Here is a 24,589-nt window from a genome sequence, read left to right on the forward strand (position 1 = left end):
GCGCGGCCTCACGCGTACCGGAACGGCAAACGCGCTTCGCAGCGCCCTGCCCGCAGAGGAAACGGCGCGCCTTCTGAACACGGCGGGCCCTTGCGCCGCAAGCGTTCTGCCGCAGTTCCGCTTCTTCCGCGGGCGATTGTCCGACAAGGTCCGGCTCTGCCGGGGCACGGGGCGGCACCTGCGCGCAGGACTGATCGCCCGAACGTCCAACCTCGCCCCGGACGCGCTTTTCCCCCTCCGCCGCAGCAAAGGCGGGCCCTGTTCAACCTCCAGATTTCTTATCACCATGACACATTATTCCTGCATCGTCGTCGGGGCCGGACACGCCGGCTGTGAAGCGGCCATGGCGCTCGCCCGTCTGGGCCACAACGTGCTCGTCGTCACCAGCAACGTGGACCGCATCGGTCATCTTTCCTGCAATCCCGCCATCGGCGGCCTGGCCAAAGGGCATCTGGTGCGCGAAATCGACGCCCTCGGCGGCTGCATGGGCAAATGGGCCGACGAAGCCGGCATTCAGTTCCGCATTCTGAACGCCAGCAAGGGCCCGGCCGTGCGCGCCCGCCGCGCCCAGATAGACCGCGAATCCTATCTTGCCGCGGTCAAGCGCGACATGTTCGCGCAGGAAGGCCTCACCATCTGGCAGGACATGGTTACCGACATTCTCGCGAAAAACGGCAAAGTCGTCGGCGTGCGCACACAGCTCGGCAAGGAATTTCTCGCCGATCACGTGCTGCTCACCACGGGCACCTTCCTGTGCGGGCTCGTCCACGTGGGCCTCGTGCATTACAGCGCCGGCCGCTTCGGCGACTCCGCCGCCATGAGTCTTTCCGATTCGCTGCGCTCGCTCGGCCTCACCCTCGGCCGCCTCAAGACCGGCACCACCCCGCGCCTTCTGGCAAGCTCCATCGACTTCGACGCCATGGAAGCCCAGTACGGCGACAATCCGCCGCAGGGCTTCAGCTTCAGCGGCCCCGGCCCGGTGCTGCCGCAGGTGCCCTGCTTCATCACCTGGACCAACGAACACACCCACGACATCATCCGCTCCGGCATGGACCGCTCGCCGCTCTTCACCGGCGTCATCACCGGCGTGGGCGCGCGCTACTGCCCTTCCGTGGAGGACAAGGTGGCCCGCTTCCCCGAACGCGAACGCCATCACGTCTTCATCGAACCCGAAGGTCTGAACCGCGAGGAATATTACGCCAACGGCATTTCCACCAGCCTGCCGCTGGACATTCAGGAAAAGATGGTCAACTCCATCCGCGGTCTCGAACACGCCAAAATCGTGCGTCCGGGCTACGCCATCGAGTACGACTACGTGAATCCCGTGCAGCTGCGTCCCACCTTTGAAACCCGCAAGGTGGACGGCCTGTGGCTCGCCGGTCAGATCAACGGCACCTCCGGATACGAGGAAGCCGCCGCGCAGGGCCTGTGGGCCGCGCTCAACATCGACGCCAAAATCAGGAACAGAGAGCCCTTCCTGCCCGCCAGAAGCGAAGCCTACATGGCCGTGCTGGCCGACGAACTGGTCACCAAGGGCACCAACGAGCCGTTCCGCATGTTCACCTCGCGCGCGGAATACCGCCTTCTGCTGCGCGAAGACAACGCCGACGCCCGCCTCACCCCGCGCGGCCGCGACATCGGCCTTGTGGGCGACGAACAGTGGCGCGTCTTCCGCGACAGGCAGCAGAACCTGCACTCGCTCATGGACAAGCTGACCTCCGTGCGCCTCACCCCCGACGCCGCCACGCAGGCCGCCTTTGCCGAACTCGGCGAGCCCTGCCCCACGCAGGCCGTCACGCTGGCCGATCTCGGCCGCCGTCCGCAGCTTCCGCTGCGCCGCCTCTCCGTGTTCCTGCCGGAACTGGACAGCGCCCCCGACGACGTGCTTCAGGAAACGGAAATCATTCTGCGCTACTCCGGCTATCTGGAACTTCAGGACGAACTCGTGCGCCGCGCGGCGCGTCAGGAAGCCATACGCCTGCCCGAAGACATGGACTACACCGGCATTTCCGGGCTGTCGCGGGAAATTCAGGAAAAGCTGAACGCCATTCGTCCCCTCACGCTGGGGCAGGCCGGACGCATTTCCGGCGTCACGCCCGCAGCGCTGGCCTGCCTGGAAATCGAGCTGAAAAAGCGCGGTCTTCTCCGGACGGAGCATCAGCGCTGACGCGCCCTGCGCAGCGCAGGCTTTTTTGCGGGAACATCCGCCTTTTCAGAGCTGTTCACGGTCTTCGTGGGCAGCTCTTTGTTTTCCGCTGACTACGCGCGCCCCTGCGGCCAGAAGGCGTCTTCCGCGGGCAGTTCACGCCTTCCGGCAGCCGCACGCCGTGAACGGAACTTGAAGCGGCCCGGTCCCGGAGGATGCGCCACGCTGCCGCGCGGTTCCGGCAGACGCCGTGAACGGCAAAAACACCTTTCCTGAAAGACGCTCTTCCCTCCGCTTCCGCAGGCAGACGGCGATCGCTCAGCGCTGCTCTTCCTCGTCTGCACCACGCCTGCCCGGCTCTTCCGACGCGCCCGCCTCGACCGTCCAGAGGCCGCAGGGCCCGACATCAAAAAGACCACGACCGAAAAGCCTGCCATGCCGTTTTTCGGCAGCTTTTTGCATGAAAACAATAAAAATAAATAATATCAGTATATTAAATATTATCATCGCACTTTTTTCAAAAAAAATTGCGAAGAGGGCAAATTTTCTGTTGACAGACGGGGGCATTTTCCATAAACACATACCTGCGCATGGGCAGTTAGCTCAGTTGGTAGAGCATCGCCTTCACACGGCGGGGGTCACAGGTTCAAGTCCTGTACTGCCCACCATGCGAAAAGTGGAGCGGTAGTTCAGTTGGTTAGAACGCCGGCCTGTCACGCCGGAGGTCGTGGGTTCAAGTCCCATCCGCTTCGCCACTTTTGTTTAAAAGGGTTTTTGCCCACTCCATATTTGGAGCGGTAGTTCAGTTGGTTAGAACGCCGGCCTGTCACGCCGGAGGTCGTGGGTTCAAGTCCCATCCGCTTCGCCATTCAAGGTCCTGCAAACATGTTTTGCGGGGCTTTTTTTTTTACCCTGCGGGGGAACGGCTCCGTGCGTGAACGGCGAGAGCCGTTGCGGACGGCCTGATTGCAGGACTGCGCCCGCCGGAGTCCGCCCCCGCCGCGTTTTGGGAGAAAGGCCGACGACAAGCGCGGAGTGCCGCTCCAGGGCGCTCGCGACACCTCCCTGAGCGGGCACGGTACCCACGCGTGCGCCTGCGCGGAGCGCGTCCCCTGTTTCTGCCGGACGTCGTCCTTCTTTCCGAGGCGGACGCGGCGCATCAGTTTCGGACGCGCAACGCGCTTCAAGAAAACACAACGCACACATGTCTGCACGGAACGAGTCGCTCCACTCTTGTCTGCTCCAGACGCCTCCCTTGATAAACACAGAGTAAAAGCAACTGCGCCGGGTGCAGCGCACGGCTTCTGCGCCGGACACTCTTCTCGGCTTTCCCCAGTCACCGCTCCAGAAAAAACGTCGGTCCGAACTTCAAACCGACGTTTTTTTGCCCGAATCTTCATCCCCGTTCCGGGGCGGCCGACTCATGACTTCTCGAACGGCGCGGAAAGGCCGTAGGCGGCCACCTTCTTGTACAGCGTCGTGCGCGACATGCGAAGTTCGCGCGCCGCGCGGGCCATGTTGCCGCCGCTGCGGCAAAGCGCCTCGCGGATGATCTCCCGCTCTCCGGCATGCGTCGGGGAGAGGCCGCCAGCGTCCTGCATCGCCGCCGGCGTACTCTTCTCCTCCAGCAGAAACGACGGCAGATTCCGCCTGACGATGCGCCCGTAGCCGGAATTCACCGCCGCGCAGATGACCGCGTTGCGCAGCTCGCGCACGTTGCCCGGCCAGTCGTAGCGCATGAGCACGTCGAGGCTCTCCTCGTCAATGGACACGTCCGGCACCGGCAGATGCTCAAGAAAATGTCGCACCAGAAGAGCGATATCCTCCCTGCGGCTCGCCAGCGGCGGAATGTCGATGCTGAGCACGCTGATCCGGTAGTACAGATCCGCCCGGAACAGCTTTTTTTCCACCATGGCCGGAAGATCGCAGTTGGTGGCGGAAATCAGCCGGAAATCCACCTTGCGGGGATGCAGATCGTTCACGCGCTGAATGGTGTGCGTTTCCAGCGCCCGGAGCAGCGAGCCCTGCACTTCCAGCGGTAGTTCGCCTATTTCATCCAGAAACAGCGTGCCCCCGTCGGCCAGCTCCATGAGGCCCATCTTGCCGTTGCGGGAAGCCCCGGTGAACGCGCCCGGCGCATAGCCGAACAGTTCGGAATTGATGAACTCGCGCGAAAGCGTGGCACAGTTCAGGCTGATGAGCGGCTTGGCGGCGCGGCGGCTGCCCCGATGCACGGCATGGGCGAAGAGCTCCTTGCCCACGCCCGTCGGCCCGACGATCATGACCGCTTCATCCGTGGCCGCGTACAGTTCGGCGCGGTCTATGCGTTCGCGTATCACCGAGCTCGCCCCGATGATTTCATGCCGCTCGTCGGCGCTTCCCCCTTCGCCCGACGTCGTGAACTGAAACTTCCGCAGCGCGTGTCCGGCCACGTTCAGGCGACCGAGGATGTCCGTCCAGCCGTGATCGCCGATGCTCATGACCTGCGAAATGTAGCCGAACACCTCGTCGTCCGCGTTGATGAGCGGAATGCGGTTGACCAGAATTCTCTCGTTGGTCATCTCGGGCCGGACGGAACTTTCGTCGTACAGTTCGCTCCTGCGGCTGCGCATGACCTGACGGGCCCGGGAATGCTCAAGAAATTCGTAGATGCTGTGCCCCGCAACCTCCTCCGGCGACTTGCCGAGGTAGGCCGCATACGCGTCGTTGATGTACCGCACGATGCAGTTTCTGTCGCACACGTACACGCCGAACGGCAGAGAACGCAGAACGGCAAGACATTCCTCCGACAACTCAAAGGCTGCGCTCATAACACCTCCCGAGCGGCAACATCCTCAAGCTTCCTTTCTCGACAATGACGCGAACGTTCACGCCTGCCGGGCTTCCCAAAACGGCTGCCCGGCGCGTGCCGCGCCGCGCGTGAAAATACGCGCCGTGCTTCGTGAAAAGCTGTTCATGTTGTGAACACTGAACAGAAAGTGTTCACTATCTGAACAGCATACAATCTTGACCTTGTCTCGACAAGGCAAAAAACATCCAGTTATTCCAAAGGATAGACAAAAAACATCGCCTTGGCACGATACTTGCTAGATAAGGAACAAACACCAAGGAGGTTTTGCCGTGAGTTGCGTAGCCTGTCTCACCCCCCAGGAAGAAAGAATCCAGCTCGGACACCTGTATGATATTCCCAAGGAAGGTCTCACCCCCGGCCGCAAGCGCGTCTATCGCATGTTGCAGAGACTGCGCGATCAGGAACTTCCCCGCATCAGCATGGAACGCGCCGTGCTGTTCACGGAAACGTTCAAGCAGACCGAAGGGGAGCATCTGAGTCTGCGCTGGGCCAAGGCCATGATGAACATCGCCAAGAATCTGCCCATCTTCATTGAAGACGATCAGCTTCTGGCCGGACGCTGCGACGGCAAGGCCGGACGGCACGGCATCATCTTTCCCGAACTGGAAGGCGGCTTCCTCGACCGCGTGGCCGACGCCTTTGAAGGCGAAAACCCCTACTACGACCTCTCCCACGAAGCCGCGGCCCAGATGCGCGAAATAGCCCCGTACTGGCGCGGCCGCACCATTCTCGACAAGCTTTTTGAAGCCGTGCCCGCGGAAACCCGCCGCCTCATCTTCAAGGATGAAGACTACTACGGCCAGAAATACATCATCACGCAGACCGCCTCCACCCGTTCCTCCCTCCAGTGGGTGCCCGACTACGCCAAGGTGATCAACAAGGGCTTCAGCGCCATCCGCGAAGAGGCCAGAGAAAAGCTCTCCCGCTTCGATCCTCTGGACGCGAGCAACTGCCTGAACGAAATTCCGTTCCTGCAGGCCGTCATCATGACGTGCGACGCGCTGGAAATCTTTGCGGCCCGCTATGCGGAACTTGCCCGGAGCATGGCCGACAAGGAAGGCAACGCCGCCCGCGCCGCCGAACTGCGCCGCATGGCCGACGCCCTGGATCAGGTTCCCATGAAGCCCGCCCGCACCTTCTACGAGGCCGTGCAGTCCCACTGGTTCTTCCAGTGCTTCTCCCGCCTGGAACAGCGCACGAGCTCCGTCATTTCCAACGGCCGCCTCGATCAGCTCTTCTACCCCTTCTACAAGGCCGAAAAGGACGCCGGAACCCTCACCGACGACGACGCCCTGGAAATTCTCGAATGCCTGTGGATCAAGATTGCCGACTACATCAACATCAGCGTGTCCCCGCAGGCCAAGGCCTTCTATGAAGGCTACGCCCACTGGGAAGCCGTCACCGTGGGCGGCAAGACTCCCGACGGGCACGACGCCACAAACGAACTTTCGTATCTCATTCTGCGCTCCAAGCGCGAAGTGCCGCTGAACTATCCCGACCTCGCCGTGCGCGTGCACACGCTCTCCCCCGACCGCTTCCTCATGGAAGTGGCCGAAACCGTCAAGGAAGGCTCCGGCTTCCCGAAAATCTTCAACGACGAGGAAATCATTCCCCTGTACCTGGAAAAGGGCGTGCCCATCGCCGTGGCCAACGACTGGGCGGCCTCCGGCTGCACCGAAGTGCGCCTGCCCAACTGGGATACCTGTCTGACCCCGCATCCGTGGCTCAACCTGGGCTCCGTGCTGGAAATGACCCTCAACAACGGCCGTCTGCACTACTTCAACAACGCTCTCTACGGCCTTGAAACCGGCAATGCCGCCGACTTCAAGAGCTTCGACGAGCTGTTCAACGCCTTCAAGGCCCAGCTCTTCAACATGCTCAAGCACGCCTACATCCTCGTCATGTGCGTGGAAAAGGTGCGCGCGGCCAATCTCGCCACGCCGCTCTTCTCCATGCTCCACGACAAGGCCTTCGAACAGTGCATCGATCTGCACTCCAACAACGTCAAGGGCGGCTGCAGCATCGGCTTCTTCGACATGATAGGCCTCGGCACGGTGCTGGATTCCTTTGCGGCCATCAAGAAGCTCGTCTTCGAGGAAAAGAAGCTCACCATGGACCAGATCTGCAAGGCCGTGGACGCCAACTTTGAAGGCTACGACGACATTCTGCACATGGTCGAGCTCTGCCCCAAGTACGGCAACGACGATCCGTACGTGGACCAGATAGGCTACGATCTGGAAAAGGCGGCCACGGAATTCGCCCACGCCCACAGAACCGGCAACAACACCGAGCTCGACGTGCGCTACGTGCCCGTGACCTCGCACATTCCGCTCGGCAAGGTGGTGTGGGCCACGCCCAACGGACGCCTCGCCGGAACCTACCTTTCCGAAGGCTCCTCCGCCTCCCACGGCGCAGACGTGAACGGCCCCACCGCCGTGCTGCTCTCCAACGCGCATTCCAAGTTCGTGGGCCTGCCCGAACGCGCCTCCCGCCTGCTCAACATCAAGCTGAGCCCCAACACCGTGGCCGGCCGCGAAGGCAGCCGCAAGCTGGTGGGCTTCATACGCACCTTCTGCGCCCTGAAGCTCTGGCACATGCAGTTCAACATCGTCAACCGGGAAACCCTCTGCAAGGCGCAGGAGGATCCCAAGACCTACAAGAACCTGCTGGTCCGCGTAGCCGGATACAGCGCCTACTTCGTCGATCTCTCCCCCTCGCTGCAGAATGAAATCATCGCCCGAGTCGAGCACACCACTCTGTAGCCTTCCCTGTGCCCGCGAAAGCGGGCACAGCCCTCTTTTTCCGGCCGCGGCGCTCCGCCGGCCCTTCTGGACACGCCCATGATGCACGACAGCGAACTTGAACAGGTCACCGGCACCATCTTCAACGTACAAAAATTCTCCGTACACGACGGACCCGGCATCAGAACGACCATCTTTCTGAAAGGCTGTCCGCTGCGCTGCTACTGGTGCTGCAACCCGGAATCCCAGACCGCCTCGCCGCAGATTTCCCGGCGCGTGACCCGCTGCCTCGGCGCCGAACGCTGCGGCAAATGCATAGACATCTGTCCGCGCGGCTGCCTGAGCCGCAACGGCAACGCCGTGGTCTGGAACCCCGCCGCCTGCGTCAACTGCCGGACCTGCGCCGCCGTGTGCCCCTCAGGCTGCATAGAAGTCATCGGCAAAAGCGTGTCGGCGGGCGAGGTCATGCGCATGGCCGCACGCGACGCGCTCTTCTACAACTACAGCTCCGGAGGCATCACCCTCTCCGGCGGCGAAGTGCTCACCCAGCCGCGCTTTGCCGAAGCCGTCTGCCGCCTGGCCAACAGAGAAGGCATTCACGTCGCCATCGAAAGCTGCGCCTACGCCGAATACGACACCCTGCATCGTCTGGCCCAGTATCTCGATCAGGCCATCATCGACGTCAAGCACATCGATCCTGAAGCCCACCGCCGGGGAACCGGCGTCGACAACCGGCTCATTCTTCAGAACATCACCAGTCTGTGCCGCGACATGCCGAACCTGCCCGTGCTCATACGCACCCCGATCATTCCCGGCTTCAACGACGATGACGACACCATCGCCCGCATCGCCGAATTTGCGGGACAATTCCCTCAGGCGTCCTACGAGCTTCTGCCCTATCACCGCCTGGGCGAAGAAAAGTACGGCAACATAGGCCGGGCCTACTCCCTTGCCGGCGTCTCCAGCCCTTCCGCGGAAACCATGGCCGCCCTGCGCAAAACAGCCTCAAGCCGCGTGCGCGTCGTCTGCCCGACCGACTAGACAAGGCCGCGCCGTCTTCCGGCCGCACGGAGCGCCCCTTCTGAGGAGTCTCCGTCCTTTCGACCTTCTTCCCGGCACGCCGCCCGACGCCGCCGGCTCAGCAAGGAGCTTTTCATGACGCTCAATCCGCTCCGCAGAAAAATCAGCGAAGGCGGCGTTTCTCTGGGAACCATCGTGTTCAGCGGCAACAGCCACATCACCGAAATGCTGGCCTGCCTGGGCTACGACTTCATCGTCATCGACGCCGAGCACACCTTCACCTCGCCGGAAAACATGCTCGCCCAGGTGCGGGCCGTGCAGGTGTGCCCCGGCTGCACGCCCGTGCTCCGCGTGCCCGGACACGACCCCGACGCGCTCAAGGGCGTCATGGACTTTCTCGGCGTGGACAACCTCATGTTTCCGCTGGTGCAGAGCGCGGACGAAGCCCGTGCCCTGGTTTCCGCCTGCACCTATCCGCGCAAGGGCATACGCGGTTACGCGGGAACCACCCGACTCACCCGCTTCGGCACGCTGAAGGACTACGCGGCCACGGCCAACGACCGGCAATGCCTCATCGCGCAGATAGAGTCGGAAGAAGCCATGAAGCGCATTCTCGACATCGGCCGGGTGCCCGGCATCCACGCGCTCTTCATCGGCCTCGGCGACCTCGCGCAGGAAATGGGCGTGCCGCGCGGCATGGCGGATCCTGAATTTCGCGAATACGTGGGCCGGGCCGTCGCCGAATGCGCCGCGCACGGCATCAGCGTGGGATCATTCCAGTTCTCCCTTGACGGCGCGCGATACTTCCGGGAAAAAGGAGGGAACATCATCTCTCTGGGCTCCGATCTGCGCTACGTTGCCGACAACGCCAAACACGATCTGACCGCGCTTCTCGCCGCAGCCGGGCATTAATTCTTCACGGAGTGACACATGGTGCAGGCGCTTTACGCTTTCTGCATGGGAATACGTCCCGCAAACATGCAGAACATGCTCTATCAGTACCGGCAAAAAAAAGGCGAAACCATCTATTCCGCCTACTTCAACTGGTGCATCGTGGACGATGATCTCGGCCCCGTGCTCGTGGACCAGTCCTTTACCCCGGCATGCACCGAGGCTCTGCACATCGAATTTAAACCGCAGATTCATCCCGTCGATTTTCTCAAGAGCCTCGGCTTCAGCGCCGAAGACGTCCGCCACGTCATTCTCACCCATCTGCACTGGGATCACTACGCCGGCGACAACTTCTACCCCAACGCCGTCTATCACGTGCATCAGAAGGAAATCCACTACGTGACAAGCGCGTGGATGAAGTATGAAACCTACGCGAAGCACTACTATTTCCCGGCGCTGAAAAACTTCATGAACCTGCTTTTCGACGGCAGAGTCCGCATCATCGAGGATGATCTCTGCCCCATTGCCGACGGCATCACCGCCGTGCGCCTCGGCGGTCACACGCCGGGACTTCTGGCCGTCAGCGTCCGGAAGGACAACGAAATCCGGCTTCTGACCAGCGACGTCTGTCCGCTTCTCAGAAATCTGGAAGAAACCATTCCCTGCGGCATCCACTACGACGTGAACGAAGTATTTCAGGCGCTGGAAACCATCCGCCGCACGGCAAAAACGGCCGAAAACGTCATCCCGGGGCACGACCCCGGCGTGCGGGAACGCTTTCCCGAAGTCGCTCCGGCCGTGTACCGCCTGCTGTAGCGAAGGCCGACACCGTCGCCCAGGAACCGGAAGCGCCCAAAGACGACCGGCGCAGACCACAGGCGACAGGGCTCCGAACGGCTGTGACCGACGCCTCCGGCAAAAATCCGAACCGGCGGGATCAGTGCTTCCGCCGGTTCCGCCGCGCTCGAAAGCCGTAACTTCGCCACCGTCTCCGCCGTGTCCGACAAGGCGGATCTGCCGGGCAAAACGAACCAGCGCCTTTACAACACAAGAAAATTTATGTACCTATTAAATAAATATTTTCAGGTAGTTTTCATGTAACAAGCACCAGCGGCGCCAAGAGGGCCGAGCGTTCCGGGCAAGAACGGCGGGAGGAGTGCGGCATGCTGTATCAGAAACTCTCCAAAAACATCTTCAAGGTTCCCAGCGACGCCGACTGTCAGGAACAGGTAAAAAATCAATGGGAAATGTTCATCCGCGGCGAAAACATCGACAAGAAGGTACTGCGCAACTCCATTTACAATTCCTGGAAAAGAAGCAAGGTTTACAACGTCAACTATCAGTCGCTGCAAACGGTCATCGTTCCGCAGAAGGAACTCGACAAGGCCGTCAAGAAAAACGACGTGCTCATTTCCTGCTCTTCCGTCATCCTGTCCGACATCTTCTATTTCAATGAAGACATCATCCGCACGGTCATTCTCACCGACGCCTCCGGAACCGTCATCGACCTGCGCAGCCAGGACGACAGCGTCTGCCTCGGCATGACCTTCGACGAACGCCACATCGGCACGCACGGCATCGCCACCTGCCGCCACGAAGAAAAGCTCATCACCGTCATCGGCAACGAAAACTACTGCATCCAGAACAAAAACATCGCCTGCACCGCCTCCCCCGTCTGGAACGCCACCAGAACCCATGTGCTCGGCTTTCTCGGCGTCATCGTCAGGGCCGACGAATTCAAGCCGTTCATCCGAAGCATCATCGAAATTTCCGTCAACGCCATCACCGAACAGATCAAGGCCTACACCCTCCTGCAGCGGCAGAACACGCTCATCAGCGTGCTCACCGACGGCCTCATCTTCCTCGAACACAACTTCTCCGTCTATCTCGTCAACAAGTACGCCAAAAAACTGCTCGACCTCGACAGCGAAAGCATCTCGAAGAACATCTTCGACCTCATGTCGTTCAACAGCGTGGTCACGGAAAAAATCGTCAACAAAACGCCCTTCATCGACGAAAAGTCCGTGTGCGTCAACGCCCTGACCGGAATCTCCATCACCTGCGTGATTTCCATGTCCATCTCCGAAAATCAGGACATCGTGCTCACGTTCCGGGAAGTCTCGCGCATCAAGGATCTCAAGAAGGCCCCCGTGCCCCGGGCCGTGTACAGCTTCAAGGACATCGTCGGCCGTTCGCCCGCCGTGCTGGAAACCGTCGATTACGCCAGACGCGCGGCCCTGAACGACTTTCCCGTGCTCCTCATCGGCGAAAGCGGCACCGGCAAGGAACTGTTTGCGCAGTCCATTCACAACGCGAGCGCGCGTTCCGGCAAGCCCTTCATCGCCGTGAACTGCGGCGCTCTCCCCCACGAGCTCGTGCAGAGCGAACTGTTCGGCTATTCCGAAGGCGCGTTCACCGGCGCAAGCCGGCACGGCAAGGCAGGCAAATTCGAGCTTGCGGACGGAGGCACAATCTTTCTGGACGAAATAGGCGAAATGCCTCTGCACATTCAGGCAAACTTGTTACGAATTTTGCAAGACGGCGAACTTTGCCGCATAGGCGGGCAGCAGAGCAGAAAAATCAACGTCAAGATCATTGCCGCCACCAACCGGAACCTGCACAAGGCGATTGCCGAAAAAATGTTCCGCGAAGACCTCTTCTATCGTCTGAACGTGTTCAACATTCACATTCCCGCGCTCAGGGAGCGCATGGAAGACGTGGAAACGCTGGCGAATTACTTTGTTTATAAAATATCCAACAACTTCAACACCGATATAAAAAAAATAGACGACAGGGTACTGGAAGCCTTCAAAAAATATTCCTGGCCCGGCAATGTGCGCGAACTTGAAAACGTCATCACCCGCGCCGTCTATGTCTGCCGCTGCGACACCATTCGTCTTGAGCACATTCCCTCTTCCATAGTGAGCGAATACGTTGCCTTGGACGACACGGCTCCGGCGCATTCCTCCACCATGCACGACTTCAGCAGTCAGTCTTTGTATAAGACCGAGGAAGCCATCATACGGAACATTCTCTCGCAACAGCGCGGAAACGTGTACGGAAGTTCAAAAATATTGAACATCTCCCGAAGCTCGCTCTACTACAAGTGCGCAAAGTACGGCATTGATCCGAAAATATACAAATAGTATTCATGTATATGTATATTTTCAATGATGTTTCCAAAGATGTACGCAAGATAATGCTTCTTATTGCAGAAATATCATCTCCCCTATCATACTCCAAAAAACGAATATTCAGGGACAGTATGGATCATGCTGTCCTTTTTTGCGCTGCCGTATTCTCTGCCGCCCGTCATGCGGCGCAGTTTACCCTTTCCAGGCGGGGCGTCTTCGCCACGCGCGCCTCGGCGAGCGCCTCGACCGAACGCGCCCGGACGCAGGACAGGCGGCCACCTGGCGGTAGACGCTGCGCATGGATTTTGTACAACGGCCGCATGTCGGACCATACCTCTTTGTCTGTTTTTTGGAATTTCCGTGTCTGTTTTTCAAAAAACAGACACAGATAAAAAATCACATGCCGCCCCGGACGTTCCGTCGGCGGGACTTTTTGCGCAACGCGCAGGCTTACCGTTTATAATAAATAATAATATCAATAGATTATAAATATCTCTTCTTCACGTCTCTTTTTCTGCGGAAATCGCGGTTGTTGGCACGCTATTTGCTACATAAAGGGCATAATCCGACACCCCATGTGCGCACGGTGCTCACAACGCCGGTGTCACAGGCAACTTTATTCTTGTAAGGAGTATCAGATGATTATTGATGCAAGACTGCGCCCCGCGACGGAATCGTATCTCCATTCCACCGTGTACAATGGTCACGCCTATGAATTCCACAAGCGTTTCGGCGTGGGAATGGCTCCTTCCGTCCGGGAAAAATCCCTGGAACTCTGCCTGCAGGAAATGGATGAAGCCCGCATCGATCTGGGTCTGGCTCCCGCCCGCTGGGGCGCGGCTCCCGAGCCCTACGTCACTCCGGAAGAAGTGGCCCAGATCATGGCCGACTATCCGAAGCGCTTCTACGGCGCCATTGCCCTGGACACCTGCCAGCTCCGCCGCTCCATGGAACTCATTGAAAAGTGGGTCGTGAACGGCCCGGTCAAGGCCGTCTGTCTGGAACCCGGCCGCGGCCCGAAGCCCATGTATTTCAACGACGCCAGAATTTACCCCATGTATGACTACCTGCAGGAAAAGAACATTCCCGTGTTCATCATGGCCGGCGGCATGACCGGACCCGACGTCAGCTATTCCGACCCCGTCTATCTCGACAGAATGCTGAACGACTTCCCCAAGCTGACCGTCATCAACATTCACGGCGGCGTTCCCTACGTCGATCAGTCCATCTTCTGCGCGCTGCGTCATCCCAACCTTTTCCTGTGCCCCGACATGTATCTGAACCACACCGCCTGGTGGCGCCGCTACATCGACGCCGCCAACTGCATGATTCAGGATCAGTTCCTGTTCGGCAGCTCCTATCCCTTCGTGCCCATGAAGGAAGGGCTGGACATCTTCAATTCCTTCCCGCTCAGAGAGGAAGTGCGCGACAAGGTCATGTACAAGAACGCGGCTCGTGCGCTTGGTATTGATCCTGAAGACTACCGTCGATTCTGATAGCCCGGCACGTCAACGTGCCCATCAATACGCCACAGGCCCCGGCGTGCATCCGAAGAAGGACGCAAAGGCCGGGGCCTCGTGCATGACAGCAGGAGTTCGCCATGTCGTCAGACACCTTTGAAAAGAAAATCATCACGCCGCTGACCAATGCCATTTGCATTGTGTTCGTCATCTATCAGATAGTGACCATCTCCGGTCTCTATGTGCTGGACACCTCCATACAACGAGCCTTCCATCTCGGCTTCGTCATGGCGCTTACATTTCTTATCTTTCCCATCTACGGCAAGTCGAACTCCTTCCGATTTCTGCGCGTCGTCGACTTTATCTGCTGCATTCTCGCCTTCGTCATTGCTTCGTTCTTCTACGTTTACTTCGACTACATCTTCGACAGGCTGCCCTACGTCGATCCGCTGACGGACGTCGACATGTTCATCGGCGTGGCCGCCATCCTCCTCGTTCTTGAAATCACCCGCCGCACGTCGGGCATTGCGCTGGTCATCGTGGCCACGTGCGGTCTTCTCTATACCTATTTCGGCGACTATCTCCCCGGATTCCTGCATCATTCGGGCAAGTCCGTGGAAGAAATCGTGGAACACGTCTTCCTGCTCACCGACGGCATTTACGGCGTGCCCCTGTCGAACGCCGCCACCATCATTTTCGCCTTCGTGCTCTTCGGCGCCTTTCTTGAAAAAAGTGGCATGAACGATCTGTTCATGAACCTCGCCTGCTACTGGACCAAGAACGCCAAGGGCGGCCCGGCCAAGGTGGCCATTTTCGGCAGCGCCATGTTCGGCACCATTTCCGGCAGCGCCGTGGCCAACGTGTACGGCACCGGCAACATCACCATTCCCATGATGCAGAAGGTGGGGTACAAGCCCGCCTTCGCAGGCGCCGTGGAAGCCGTGGCCTCCACCGGCGGTCAGATCATGCCCCCGGTCATGGGTTCCGCGGCCTTCATCATGGCCGACATCACCGGCGTCGGCTACCTCGCCGTGGCCAAGGCCGCCCTGCTGCCCGCCATCCTGTACTACGCCAGCCTCTTCTTCATGATCCACTTCGAGGCCTGCAAGCACAATGCCGGCACCATTCCCCCGGAAATGATTCCCGACGTGCGCCGCATCTATCGGCAGATATACTATGTTTCCGCCATCCTGCTGCTCATCGTGCTCATGGTCATGGGATGCAGTCCGGTATTCTCCGCCCTGCTTTCCACCCTTTCCATCTATCTCATGTCCTTCATCCGCAAAGACACCAGAATGGGCATCCGCAAGCTCTACGACACCTTCGTCTTTGCCGCCAAGAACTCCCTCATGATCACTTCGTGCTGCGCCTGCGCGGGCATCGTCGTCGGCGTCATCACCCTCACCGGCCTCGGCTTCACCTTCATCAACTTCGTCTCCTCCGTCGCCGGCGACAACCGCTTCATCATCCTCGTGCTCATCATGCTCGTGTGCATCATCATGGGCATGGGCGTGCCCACCGCTCCCGCCTACATTCTGGTGGCCAGCCTCGGCGCGCCGCTCATCATCAAGTCCGGCTTCAGCGTGGTGTCGGCCCACCTGTTCGTGCTCTACTACGCCGTGCTCTCCGTCATCACGCCTCCGGTCTGCCTGGCCTCCTACGCCGGAGCGGCCATCGCAGACGCCTCGGCCATGCGCACCGGCATGGTGGGCATGAAGCTCGCCTGCGTATCGTTCATCATTCCCTTCATGTTCATCTATCAGCCCAACCTCCTGCTTGAAGGCGACTGGTTCTCCCTGATCCAGGCGGCCTGCACCTCCTTCCTCGGCGTGATAAGCATCGCCGCCGGCGTGCAGGGCTACTTCAAGACCAACGCCAACATCGTGGAACGCGCGCTGTTCATCGTGGGCGGCTTCATGATGGTGGATTCCGGCAAGATCACCGACGTCATCGGCATAGCCTGCATAGTTCTCGCCGTCGCCTCCCAGATCATCAAGTGTCGGGCGGCAGGCAAGTGCAGCATGGAAACTGAAAACATCACCAAGGGAGCCTAGTATGAAAAAGCTGATAACCGGCGCTCTGATGGCGCTCATGATGTATGCCTCCCCCGCTCAGGGTGCGGAAAACATGAATATCGTCGCCGTGGGCGCGGCTTCCGGCGGAACCTTCACCATCGGTCTCGCCGCCGTGGGCAAGATCGTGACTCGGGAATGTCCCGGCGCGGAATTCCACCTGCTGCCCGGCGCGGCTTCGGGCAACATCGTGCGGGCCTCCCAGAACAAGTGCGATCTCACCGTCACCCAGCATGTGCTCGGCGTGGCCGCCGTCAACGGCACCGCTCCCTACAGAAAGAAAATAGGCAACGTCTGCTCCATTCTGAATACCGGCGATCTCGCCCGCCTGCACATCGTCGCCAGGGAAGAGAGCAAGATCGAGTCGCTGGAACAGCTGTTCAAGGAAAAAAGAGGCGTGTCCATCGGCGTGGGCCCCCGCGGCGGCATGGCCGAAGTGGCGTTCAACGGCATTGTGGAATCCTGCGGCCTCACCTACGCCGACCTGCGCAGCAGGGGCTGGAAAATCATGACGAACGCCACCAGCGACTCCGTGGCCCTCATGCAGGACGGCCTGCTCGACATCTTCCTGTGGTTCGGCCCCAATGAAGGCCCCTTCCTTCAGGAACTCGTCAACAGCACCAATCTGAAATGGATCTCGCTGGCGCAGGAAACCGCCGAGTTCATGAAGACCAAGTACGGCTTCTCCGCACACATGCTCCCCGACGATCTCTTTCCGGGCAAGCACGGCGACGTGCTCTGCATAGGCAACTCCACCGAATGGATAGTGAGCGCCCAGCTTCCCGAAGAAAAGGTGTACAACCTCATCAAACTCATCATGACGCACCGCGCCGACATCGCCCTGGCCCTCCCGGAATGGGACACCATCGATCCCAAGATCGGCTGCACCAATCTCGCCTTCCCTCTGCATCCCGGAGCCGAACGCTACTACAGGGAAATAGGCAGTCTGCAATAAGACAAATATCTGCGACCAATATGCCGCTCACCGCGCTTTTCCAGCAATGACAAGACACTACAAGGAGCCTCAGCATGTACAAAGAAACGTATGAGCACATCTTCACCCCCCTGCAGGTCGGATCCGTCACCATTCCCAACCGTCTTTTCGTCGCCCCCATGGTCTCCGACTTCTGCGACGACGACGGCATGGCCACGGAACAGTACATTGCCTATCACGAAGAAAAGGCCAAGGGCGGCTGGGGCCTCATCATCACCGAAGACTACGCCGTGTGCAAAAGCGGACGCGGCTACATTACCGCCGGGCTCTGGAAGGACGAACAGATCGAAAGTCACAGAAAGCTGACCGAACGCGTCCACGCCCACGGCAGCAGGATATTTGCGCAGATCTATCACGCCGGTCGTCAGGTTCACGGCAAGGTGCCGCACGAAGGACTTCCGTTTGCGCCGTCCGCCGTGTCGTGTCCGCTGGTGCAGCAGGGCGCGCAGGCGCTGACCATCGACCAGATCAAGACCATCGTTTCCCAGTTCGGCGACTGCGCCCTCCGCGCCAAGAAGGCCGGTTTCGACGGCGTGGAAATCCACGGCGGCCACGGCTACCTGATTGCCGAATTCATGTCCTGGCACGCCAACAAGCGCATCGACGAATACGGCGGCCCGCTGCCCAACAGAATGCGCTTCCCGCTCGAAGTCATCGCCGACATCCGTGAGAAGTGCGGCAAGGACTTTCCGGTGACCATACGCATTTCCACCGAGGAACTCATACGCGACGGCCGCGTGCTCGAAGACTCCATCTATGTCGCGCATGTGCTGGAAGAAGCCGGCGTGGACGCCATTCACGCTTCCGTGGGCCTGTACGGCTGCAAATACTCCATCGTGCCGCCCCTGAACATTGATCCGGGCTGGGTGATCCGCTACGCCGAAAAGCTCAAAACCGTGGTGAAGATTCCGGTGTTCACGGTGTCGCGCATCACGGAGCCGGGCATGGCCGAACTCATTCTGAGCATGGGCCGCGCCGACGCCGTCGTCATGGGACGAAACTCCCTGAGCGATCCGTACCTGCCCCGCAAGCTGGCCGAAGGACGTCCGCAGGACATCAACCGCTGCATCGGCTGCATTCAGGGCTGTCAGGGCCGCCTGAGAAACAACGAGAGCATCCGCTGCCTGGTCAATCCCGAACTCGGCTACGAAGCTTTGCATGAAAAGCAGCCCGCGCTGAACAAGCGCCGCGTCTTTGTCGCCGGCGGCGGCGTGGCCGGCATGGAAGCGGCCATCATCGCCGCGGAACGCGGCCACGAAGTCACCCTGTTCGAGGCCTCCCCGGCCCTCGGCGGACAATTCGTGCTGGCGGCCGTGCCGCCCTCCAAGGGCAACCTTTCGAGCTTCCCGGCCTGGCAGGTCGAACAGCTCAAGCGGCTGGGCGTGGAAGTGCGCCTGAACACCCCGCTCACCAAGGCCGTCTGCGTGGCCGAACATCCCGACAACGTCATCATCGCCACGGGCAGCACGCCCTTCCTGCCCCCGATTCCGGGCATCGACGGCCCCAGGGTGGTGCTGGCCTCCCAGGTGCTGAAGGGCGAAGTCGCCTGCAAGGGCAAGGTGCTCATGGCCGGCGGCGGCATGGTGGGCTCGGAAACGGCCGACTTTCTCTGTGAATACGGCTGCTCCGTGACCATCGTGGACATGCTCCCCGAAATCGCCGCCGAAGAAATCGCCACCAGACGCACCTTCCTGCTCGATTCTCTGCGCGAACACGGCACGCGCTTTGAAACCTCCTGCAAGATTCTTTCCATCGACGAAGACGGCACGGTCACCTGGAGCCGCAAGGACGGCTCGACCCAGAGCGACCGCTTCGACTACGTCGTCATCGCCCTGGGCTCCCGCCCGGTGAACAAGCTCGCCGACGAACTCGAAGACGTGGTCAAGCTGAGCGTGGTGGGCGACGCCTTCAAGGTCAGCAACGCCATGGTCGGCGTGCGTCAGGCCTTCCTCGCCGCCTGCGCCGTCAACTGACGCAAAACAACAAACTCCTTGGATGCGGAATCCCGGCAGGGAGCAGGTCAGGCACGCCATGCCTCTGCCGGATCCGCAACGGCGGGCACGGGAGCCAGCTCCCGCCTTCTGCCGAACAGCGCACGACGCTCCTGCGCCGCACGGCCTGCCCGTTGCCACGTCGGTCCGAACTTTCGGGCCGACGTTTTTTTTGCCCGAATCTTCGTCCGCGTTCCGCGGCGCTCCGGAGCGGCAAGCTCATGGATTGTCAAAGGCGCGGAAGGTATCCCGCGACATCCTCCGCGCCTCCTTTGACCGTCGTCTTGAAGATCATCGTCACATTCTTCGCGCTGCGCGTCTTGACATTTATTTAGTAATCACTAAAAATTTATGCAGACAAGATCTTCAACCTTCACGGGAGTGTTCTCATGACGTTCACGGAACCAGCCATGCGCCCGCCGCAGGAAGCCCGTTCCCTGCTCCTGCGCGCCACCCAGGGCTGCACCTACAATAAATGTCACTCTGCTACGTGTCGCGCGGCTACCCTTTCATGGCGGTCACGGAAGATGGTCTCGAACGCGAGATTCTTTCCCTGCGGCCCCGGTTCTCCGACCATACGCCCGTGTACATGACCGGCTCCAATCCCTTCGCCCTGCCCACGGAAAAACTGCAGGCGTACCTGCGCGTGCTGCGCAGACTCGTGCCGCACTTCCAGCGCGTGAGCATGCAGAGCCGCATTGCCGACATCGCGCACAAAAGCGACGAAGAGCTGCGCGAACTGCGCGACATGGGCCTCACGCATCTCTACATCGGCACGGAAAACGGCGACGACAGCGTGCTTGCGCTCATGAACAAGGGGCAGACCTCCGCCGAGGTCGTGGAGCAGCTGCTGCGCCTCGACGAAGCCGGTCTCACCTACACGACCTTCTACATTCTCGGCATGGGCGGCAAGGGAAAGGGCCGCTCCAGCGGCAGCGCCACGGCCGCCATGTTCAATCAGGTGCATCCGCAGCTCATCACCACCACGGGCATGACGGTCTTTCCCCACACTCCTCTTGCGGACATGGCCGTGCGCGGGGAATTCATCGAGGCTTCGGAGCGCGAAAAAATCGAGGAACTGCAAACCTTCCTTTCCGAACTGACCATAGATGTCTTTTACGACGGCGTGCATTACCTGAATCCGCTCAACTACCGCTTTTCCAACAAGGACGCCGAAGCCAGGCGGCGCGTGCTGGAAGACATCGACGACGTACTGCGCTCCTGCTCGGATGAAGAACTGGAAGCCATGGTCAGCCGCCGCTTCAAAACCTCCCTGTAAACGGAACCTGCCATGAGCGACACGAATTCTTCCCCCAACGGCAAAAAAATCCTTTCGCGGCGCAACCTCTTCTTCGGCGCGGGAGCCTCCCTGCTTGCGGCGGCAGGTCATGCGCTGTACCGGCATGTATCCTCCACCTCGTCCGTGAAGGTGGAATCCTTCTCCACGCCCGCCTCAGGCAAGAAAAAAAATATTCTGGTCATTACCGGAAGCGCAAGGCAGGGCGGCAACAGCGACGTGCTGGCGGAAGCCTTCGTCAAGGGCGCGCGCGAAGCCGGGCACGACGTGAACGTGTTTGCCGCGGGGCGGGAACGCATGAGCGCATGCCTGCACTGCGAAGGCTGCTGGAGCACCGGACGCCCCTGCGTTTTGGAGGACAACTTTGAAAAGCTCTGGCCGCTGCTGGAAAAGGCGGACATGCTGGTGTTCTGCAGTCCGCTGTACTGGTACAACTTCAGCGGTCACATCAAGTGCGTCATGGACAGACTCTATCCCTATTCCAAAAAACAGAAGCTGCGCGACATGCCGGTTCGGGAAGCCATGCTGCTCATGTGCGGCGAAAGCCTGTTTCTGCGGTCCTTTGCCGGACCGGCGGAAGCCTATCGGCAGATGCTCGGCTTCAAAGGCTGGAAGGACAGAGGCCGTCTGTTCGTCACCGGCGTGAACGACGCGGGCGACATGGCTGAACACAAGGCGCTCGCCACGGCCGAAGCCATGGGGAAAAACGCCTGATTTTCCCCCTTCCGCTCCGCCTCACCACTGAAAACCCGACTACAGTCACCCATGCAAGGAGCAAAACATGAAATCCATTCCTCTTCTCGATGTGGCCAAGGTGACCTCGCCCAATCCGGTAACGCTCATCTGTTCCCGCAACGACGCGGGCGTCACCAATCTCGCGGCGGTGTCCTGGTGGACCTATCTCAGCATTGAACCGGCCACCATAGGCTTCGCCATGATGAAGCCCTCCTACACCGGAGAAACCGTGAGAGCCAACAAAAACGTGGTGCTGACCATTCCGGGCGAAGCGCTGGCCAAACAGGTCATGCAGTGCGGCTGCTCCACCGGCAGAACGAAAAGCAAGGCCCGGGACTTCGGCATCGAACTCAAGAGTCTGCCCGACTGCGACATTCAGATTCCCGTTCACAGCGCGGCGGCCATTCAGTGCCGTCTGCGGGAATTCGTCGATGTGGGCGATCACTACTTCTACATCTGCGACGTGGAAAACGTGTACGCCGACGATCAGGAGCGTCCGCTCTTTGCCTGGAACGGCTACTCGAAAATCGCTCCGCTCCAGAAGTAGCGGCGCATCATTGCGCCCCATCTTCCGCAGCGGCGTTCAGGAGGCAAAGCGCTCCTCGCCGCGCTCCGCCGGTCGGCGCACCGGACAACAACAAGACGGACTCCCCTTCCACAAAAACGAGGGTGAGTCCGTCTTTTCGTTTCTCAGCGCGGCGCAGCTTTTCCGCCGTCTCAGGCTCTCTCGCGCAGCTCGGCAAGAAGCAGATCCGCGGCTCTCGAAAAGAGCTGATTCTTTTTCCACACGACGTCCACATGAGATTTCAGCGTCGGCGTCAGCGGACGAAAGCACAGCGCCGAATCTCCCGCCGTGTTCACAATGCCGTCGAGGCAAAGAACGTATCCCGTGCCCGCCTCCGCCATCATCGCGGCGTTGAACAGCAGATTGTACGTGCCGACGATGCAGAGCTTGTCCGCAGGAACGCGCAGCCAGCTCAGGAGCTGTCCTCCGGCCAGCGCCTGACGGGAACAGATGAGCGGCAGATTCCACAAATCCTCCGCGCGCACGGCGTCGCGCGAGGCCAGCGGACTGTCCCGACGCATGAGCACGCCCCACCGGTCGGCAAGCGGCAGCCGCAGATAATGATATTTCGTCACGTCGTGCGGCTCGATGAACACGCCGAAATCCAGCAGCCCCTTGTCCAGACGCTCCGCCACGTCGGCCGCGTTGCCGCTGTAAAGATGATACCGTACTCCGGGATGCCGAGCCATCAGATCCCGCACGGCCGCAGCCAGCGCCCGGAAGGCCTGCGTTTCCCCCGCGCCGATGTGCAGCACGCCCGACACTTCCTCTTCGGCCGCGGTCACTTCCTCCCGCGTCTGCTGCACGAGATCCATGATCTGCCCGGCGCGCTTGCACAGCAGCATGCCCTGCCGCGTCAGCGTCACCTTCCGGCTGCCGCGCTCCAGCAGCTTCACGCCCATTTCCTCTTCGAGTTCCATGATCTGCCGGGAAAGGCTCGGCTGCGTGATGTTCAACGATCTGGCCGCCCCGGAAATGCTCTGCTCCCGCGCCACGGCGAGAAAGGAGCGCAACGTACGGAATTCCATGCTGTTACCCTCGTGTTCAGCCGAACATAATCCATGCTTTAAAACTATGTCAACGTATTCGCTATAACTATTTGCTATCGTTCTTCCATCGTTTTATCATGAAGGCAAACACCGGACGCCGCTTGGAAAACATGCGCGCCGAGCTGCATTCCGCGGCATTGTCGGACAATTCCGTCTGTACACGCCTCCGACGCGGACTGCGTGCAGGCGTGCGCAGACGGACGGAAAAAACGACGCGCCGTCCGGCAGGCAAGGCCGACGCGTTTCGGCGTCGCTTTCAGGGAGAACATCATGGCCATGACACGAAGAGATTTTTTGAAAGGCGGCATCATGACGGCGGGCGTCTGCACCGGCTCATCCCTTCTGCCCGGACGTGCCGCGTCCGGGCGGGAAGTCTCGCCCTTTCCCGCGCATGCCCCCTGCGGCACGGGCGTCGGCGTGTTTCCCGGGCGCGTGGTCTGGACGCACGACCCTGCCGCCGTCCGCTGGGACGGGCAGGGCTACTGGTGGCAGCCGGAACATTTTTCCGAACCCGCCGTGCTCGCCATGGTGCGTTCGGGCATCGCCGCGCTAGCCGGAACGTCCGACGCCGCGGCCGGATGGCAGGCCCTGTTCCGGCATCACAACGAATCGCGGGGAAGAAGCGGCGGCTGCGCTCCGGGGCAGCGGCTTGCCGTCAAGGCCAACATGAACGGCGCCGGAGCCTATTCGGACGACCCGCACGGCAGAACCCACGAAAGCTACACAAGCCCCGTGCTGCTCAGGGCGCTGCTGCTTTCCCTGATCGAAGACGCCGGCGTCGCGCCGCAGGACATAACGGTGTACGACGCAGGACGCGTCATTCCCGAGTACATGCGGCGTCTGTGCTCCTCCGGCCCGCTGACGGGCGTGCTCTTCCGGCATCGCGATCCGAACGGCCCGCTGGACGCCCTGCCGGACAGGCGCTGTCCCGTGCGCTGGTCCCGGGAGATTGCCGGAGCGGTCAACTATCTGCCCGCATGCGTCACGGAAGCGACATACCTCATCAATCTGGCCAGCCTGAAGGGGCACTGCTACGGCATGACGCTGTGCGGAAAAAACCATTTCGGCAGCATTATCAACGCCGACCGCATGCGCGCGCCGCAGGCCGCGGGACTTCATGCGCTGGTGTCGTCGAGCCGCATGGGCGACTACGCCGTGCTCGCGGATCTGACGGCGAATCGTCATCTCGGCGGCAAAACCGTGCTCTGCATGCTCGACGGTCTGATCACCGCCCCGGGAGAAAGCGTGAACATCACGCGGGAAAAGGCGCTCTGGCGGCAGCCGCCGTTCAACGGAACCTTCTGTTCCAGCCTGTTTTTCTCTCAGGATCCCGTGGCGATAGATTCCGTGGGCGCGGATTTTCTGGTCAACGAACCCGTCATGCGCGAGCACAACGCCCTTCTTCGGCACTATCGCGGCATGGAAAACTATCTGCACGAAGCCGCGCTCATCGCCGCGCCGCCTTCCGGCACGATCTACCGCGACGGCTTCGGCGGCGTCGTGAACAGTCTCGGCGTTCACGAACACTGGAACAACCCCGAGGAAAAACTGTACAGCCGCAATCTGGGCGGCAAGGAAGGCATCGAGCTTGTCCGCGCCTGACAGAGCGACAAGGCGGCCTTCCCAACGACAACGGAGAACAT

17 protein-coding genes and 3 tRNA genes are annotated in these 24,589 nt (G+C 60.5%); 17 read left to right on the forward strand and 3 right to left on the reverse strand.

Going from position 1 to position 24,589, the window contains the following annotated elements:
• Positions 1–286 precede the first annotated feature (286 nt).
• Positions 287–2,167, forward strand: a complete 1,881-nt coding sequence (mnmG, locus tag Q0K02_RS04590) for a tRNA uridine-5-carboxymethylaminomethyl(34) synthesis enzyme MnmG (RefSeq protein WP_294485478.1) — start codon at positions 287–289, stop codon at positions 2,165–2,167.
• A gap of 297 nt (positions 2,168–2,464) precedes the next feature.
• On the opposite strand, the gene Q0K02_RS04595 is transcribed toward mnmG, so the two are convergent.
• The gene (locus tag Q0K02_RS04595; RefSeq protein WP_294485479.1) at positions 2,465–2,728 is read right to left on the reverse strand and encodes a hypothetical protein; all 264 of its coding nucleotides are present in this window, start codon (positions 2,726–2,728) and stop codon (positions 2,465–2,467) included.
• A gap of 10 nt (positions 2,729–2,738) precedes the next feature.
• On the opposite strand from Q0K02_RS04595, the gene Q0K02_RS04600 reads away from it, so the two are divergent.
• The 3 genes from Q0K02_RS04600 to Q0K02_RS04610 all read left to right on the forward strand — a co-directional run bounded on the left by Q0K02_RS04600 (position 2,739) and on the right by Q0K02_RS04610 (position 3,014).
• A tRNA-Val gene (locus tag Q0K02_RS04600) sits at positions 2,739–2,814 on the forward strand.
• 10 nt (positions 2,815–2,824) lie between these two features.
• A tRNA-Asp gene (locus Q0K02_RS04605) sits at positions 2,825–2,901 on the forward strand.
• A gap of 36 nt (positions 2,902–2,937) precedes the next feature.
• Positions 2,938–3,014 (forward strand) — tRNA-Asp (locus tag Q0K02_RS04610).
• A 553-nt stretch (positions 3,015–3,567) separates the two neighbouring features.
• Here the strand turns inward: Q0K02_RS04610 and Q0K02_RS04615 are convergent.
• Entirely contained in the window at positions 3,568–4,956 is a 1,389-nt protein-coding gene (locus Q0K02_RS04615; protein WP_294485480.1) for a sigma 54-interacting transcriptional regulator, read from the reverse strand.
• Between the two features lie 310 nt (positions 4,957–5,266).
• Here Q0K02_RS04615 and Q0K02_RS04620 point away from each other — a divergent pair, with 310 nt between their 5' ends.
• The 12 genes from Q0K02_RS04620 to Q0K02_RS04675 all read left to right on the forward strand — a co-directional run bounded on the left by Q0K02_RS04620 (position 5,267) and on the right by Q0K02_RS04675 (position 21,879).
• Positions 5,267–7,759, forward strand: a complete 2,493-nt coding sequence (locus tag Q0K02_RS04620; RefSeq protein WP_294485481.1) for a pyruvate formate lyase family protein — start codon at positions 5,267–5,269, stop codon at positions 7,757–7,759.
• Positions 7,760–7,837: 78 nt separating this feature from the next.
• A complete protein-coding gene (locus Q0K02_RS04625; RefSeq protein WP_294485483.1) occupies positions 7,838–8,779 on the forward strand; it encodes a glycyl-radical enzyme activating protein in 942 nt (313 codons plus the stop codon).
• A gap of 114 nt (positions 8,780–8,893) precedes the next feature.
• On the forward strand, positions 8,894–9,670 hold the full coding sequence (locus Q0K02_RS04630; protein ID WP_294485485.1) for an aldolase/citrate lyase family protein: 777 nt from the start codon (positions 8,894–8,896) through the stop codon (positions 9,668–9,670).
• A gap of 18 nt (positions 9,671–9,688) precedes the next feature.
• A complete protein-coding gene (locus Q0K02_RS04635) occupies positions 9,689–10,465 on the forward strand; it encodes an N-acyl homoserine lactonase family protein (protein ID WP_294485487.1) in 777 nt (258 codons plus the stop codon).
• 347 nt (positions 10,466–10,812) lie between these two features.
• Positions 10,813–12,795: a sigma 54-interacting transcriptional regulator gene (locus tag Q0K02_RS04640; RefSeq protein WP_294485489.1), complete on the forward strand. Its 1,983-nt coding sequence runs from the start codon at positions 10,813–10,815 to the stop codon at positions 12,793–12,795.
• Positions 12,796–13,421: 626 nt separating this feature from the next.
• Positions 13,422–14,279, forward strand: a complete 858-nt coding sequence (locus Q0K02_RS04645; protein WP_294485491.1) for an amidohydrolase family protein — start codon at positions 13,422–13,424, stop codon at positions 14,277–14,279.
• 104 nt (positions 14,280–14,383) lie between these two features.
• Entirely contained in the window at positions 14,384–16,297 is a 1,914-nt protein-coding gene (locus tag Q0K02_RS04650; RefSeq protein ID WP_294485493.1) for a TRAP transporter permease, read from the forward strand.
• A 1-nt stretch (position 16,298) separates the two neighbouring features.
• Positions 16,299–17,270 (forward strand): TAXI family TRAP transporter solute-binding subunit, encoded by a 972-nt coding sequence (locus tag Q0K02_RS04655; protein WP_294485495.1) that lies wholly within the window; start codon positions 16,299–16,301, stop codon positions 17,268–17,270.
• A 74-nt stretch (positions 17,271–17,344) separates the two neighbouring features.
• The gene (locus Q0K02_RS04660) at positions 17,345–19,282 is read left to right on the forward strand and encodes an FAD-dependent oxidoreductase (protein WP_294485496.1); all 1,938 of its coding nucleotides are present in this window, start codon (positions 17,345–17,347) and stop codon (positions 19,280–19,282) included.
• Positions 19,283–19,775: 493 nt separating this feature from the next.
• Positions 19,776–20,579, forward strand: coding sequence for a radical SAM protein (locus tag Q0K02_RS04665; protein WP_294485497.1), 804 nt, complete (start codon positions 19,776–19,778; stop codon positions 20,577–20,579).
• 12 nt (positions 20,580–20,591) lie between these two features.
• Positions 20,592–21,311 carry a flavodoxin family protein gene (locus Q0K02_RS04670; RefSeq protein WP_294485498.1) on the forward strand — a complete coding sequence of 240 codons (720 nt, stop codon included), beginning with the start codon at positions 20,592–20,594 and terminating at the stop codon, positions 21,309–21,311.
• Positions 21,312–21,378: 67 nt separating this feature from the next.
• Positions 21,379–21,879: a flavin reductase family protein gene (locus Q0K02_RS04675; protein ID WP_294485500.1), complete on the forward strand. Its 501-nt coding sequence runs from the start codon at positions 21,379–21,381 to the stop codon at positions 21,877–21,879.
• A gap of 170 nt (positions 21,880–22,049) precedes the next feature.
• Here the strand turns inward: Q0K02_RS04675 and Q0K02_RS04680 are convergent, their stop codons facing one another.
• Complete coding sequence (locus tag Q0K02_RS04680) at positions 22,050–22,925, reverse strand: LysR family transcriptional regulator (protein WP_294485502.1); 876 nt, start codon at positions 22,923–22,925, stop codon at positions 22,050–22,052.
• A gap of 291 nt (positions 22,926–23,216) precedes the next feature.
• On the opposite strand from Q0K02_RS04680, the gene Q0K02_RS04685 reads away from it, so the two are divergent.
• Positions 23,217–24,548 carry a DUF362 domain-containing protein gene (locus Q0K02_RS04685; RefSeq protein WP_294485503.1) on the forward strand — a complete coding sequence of 444 codons (1,332 nt, stop codon included), beginning with the start codon at positions 23,217–23,219 and terminating at the stop codon, positions 24,546–24,548.
• Positions 24,549–24,589 lie beyond the last annotated feature (41 nt).

This window comes from uncultured Mailhella sp., assembly GCF_944324995.1.
Lineage (GTDB): Bacteria > Desulfobacterota > Desulfovibrionia > Desulfovibrionales > Desulfovibrionaceae > Mailhella.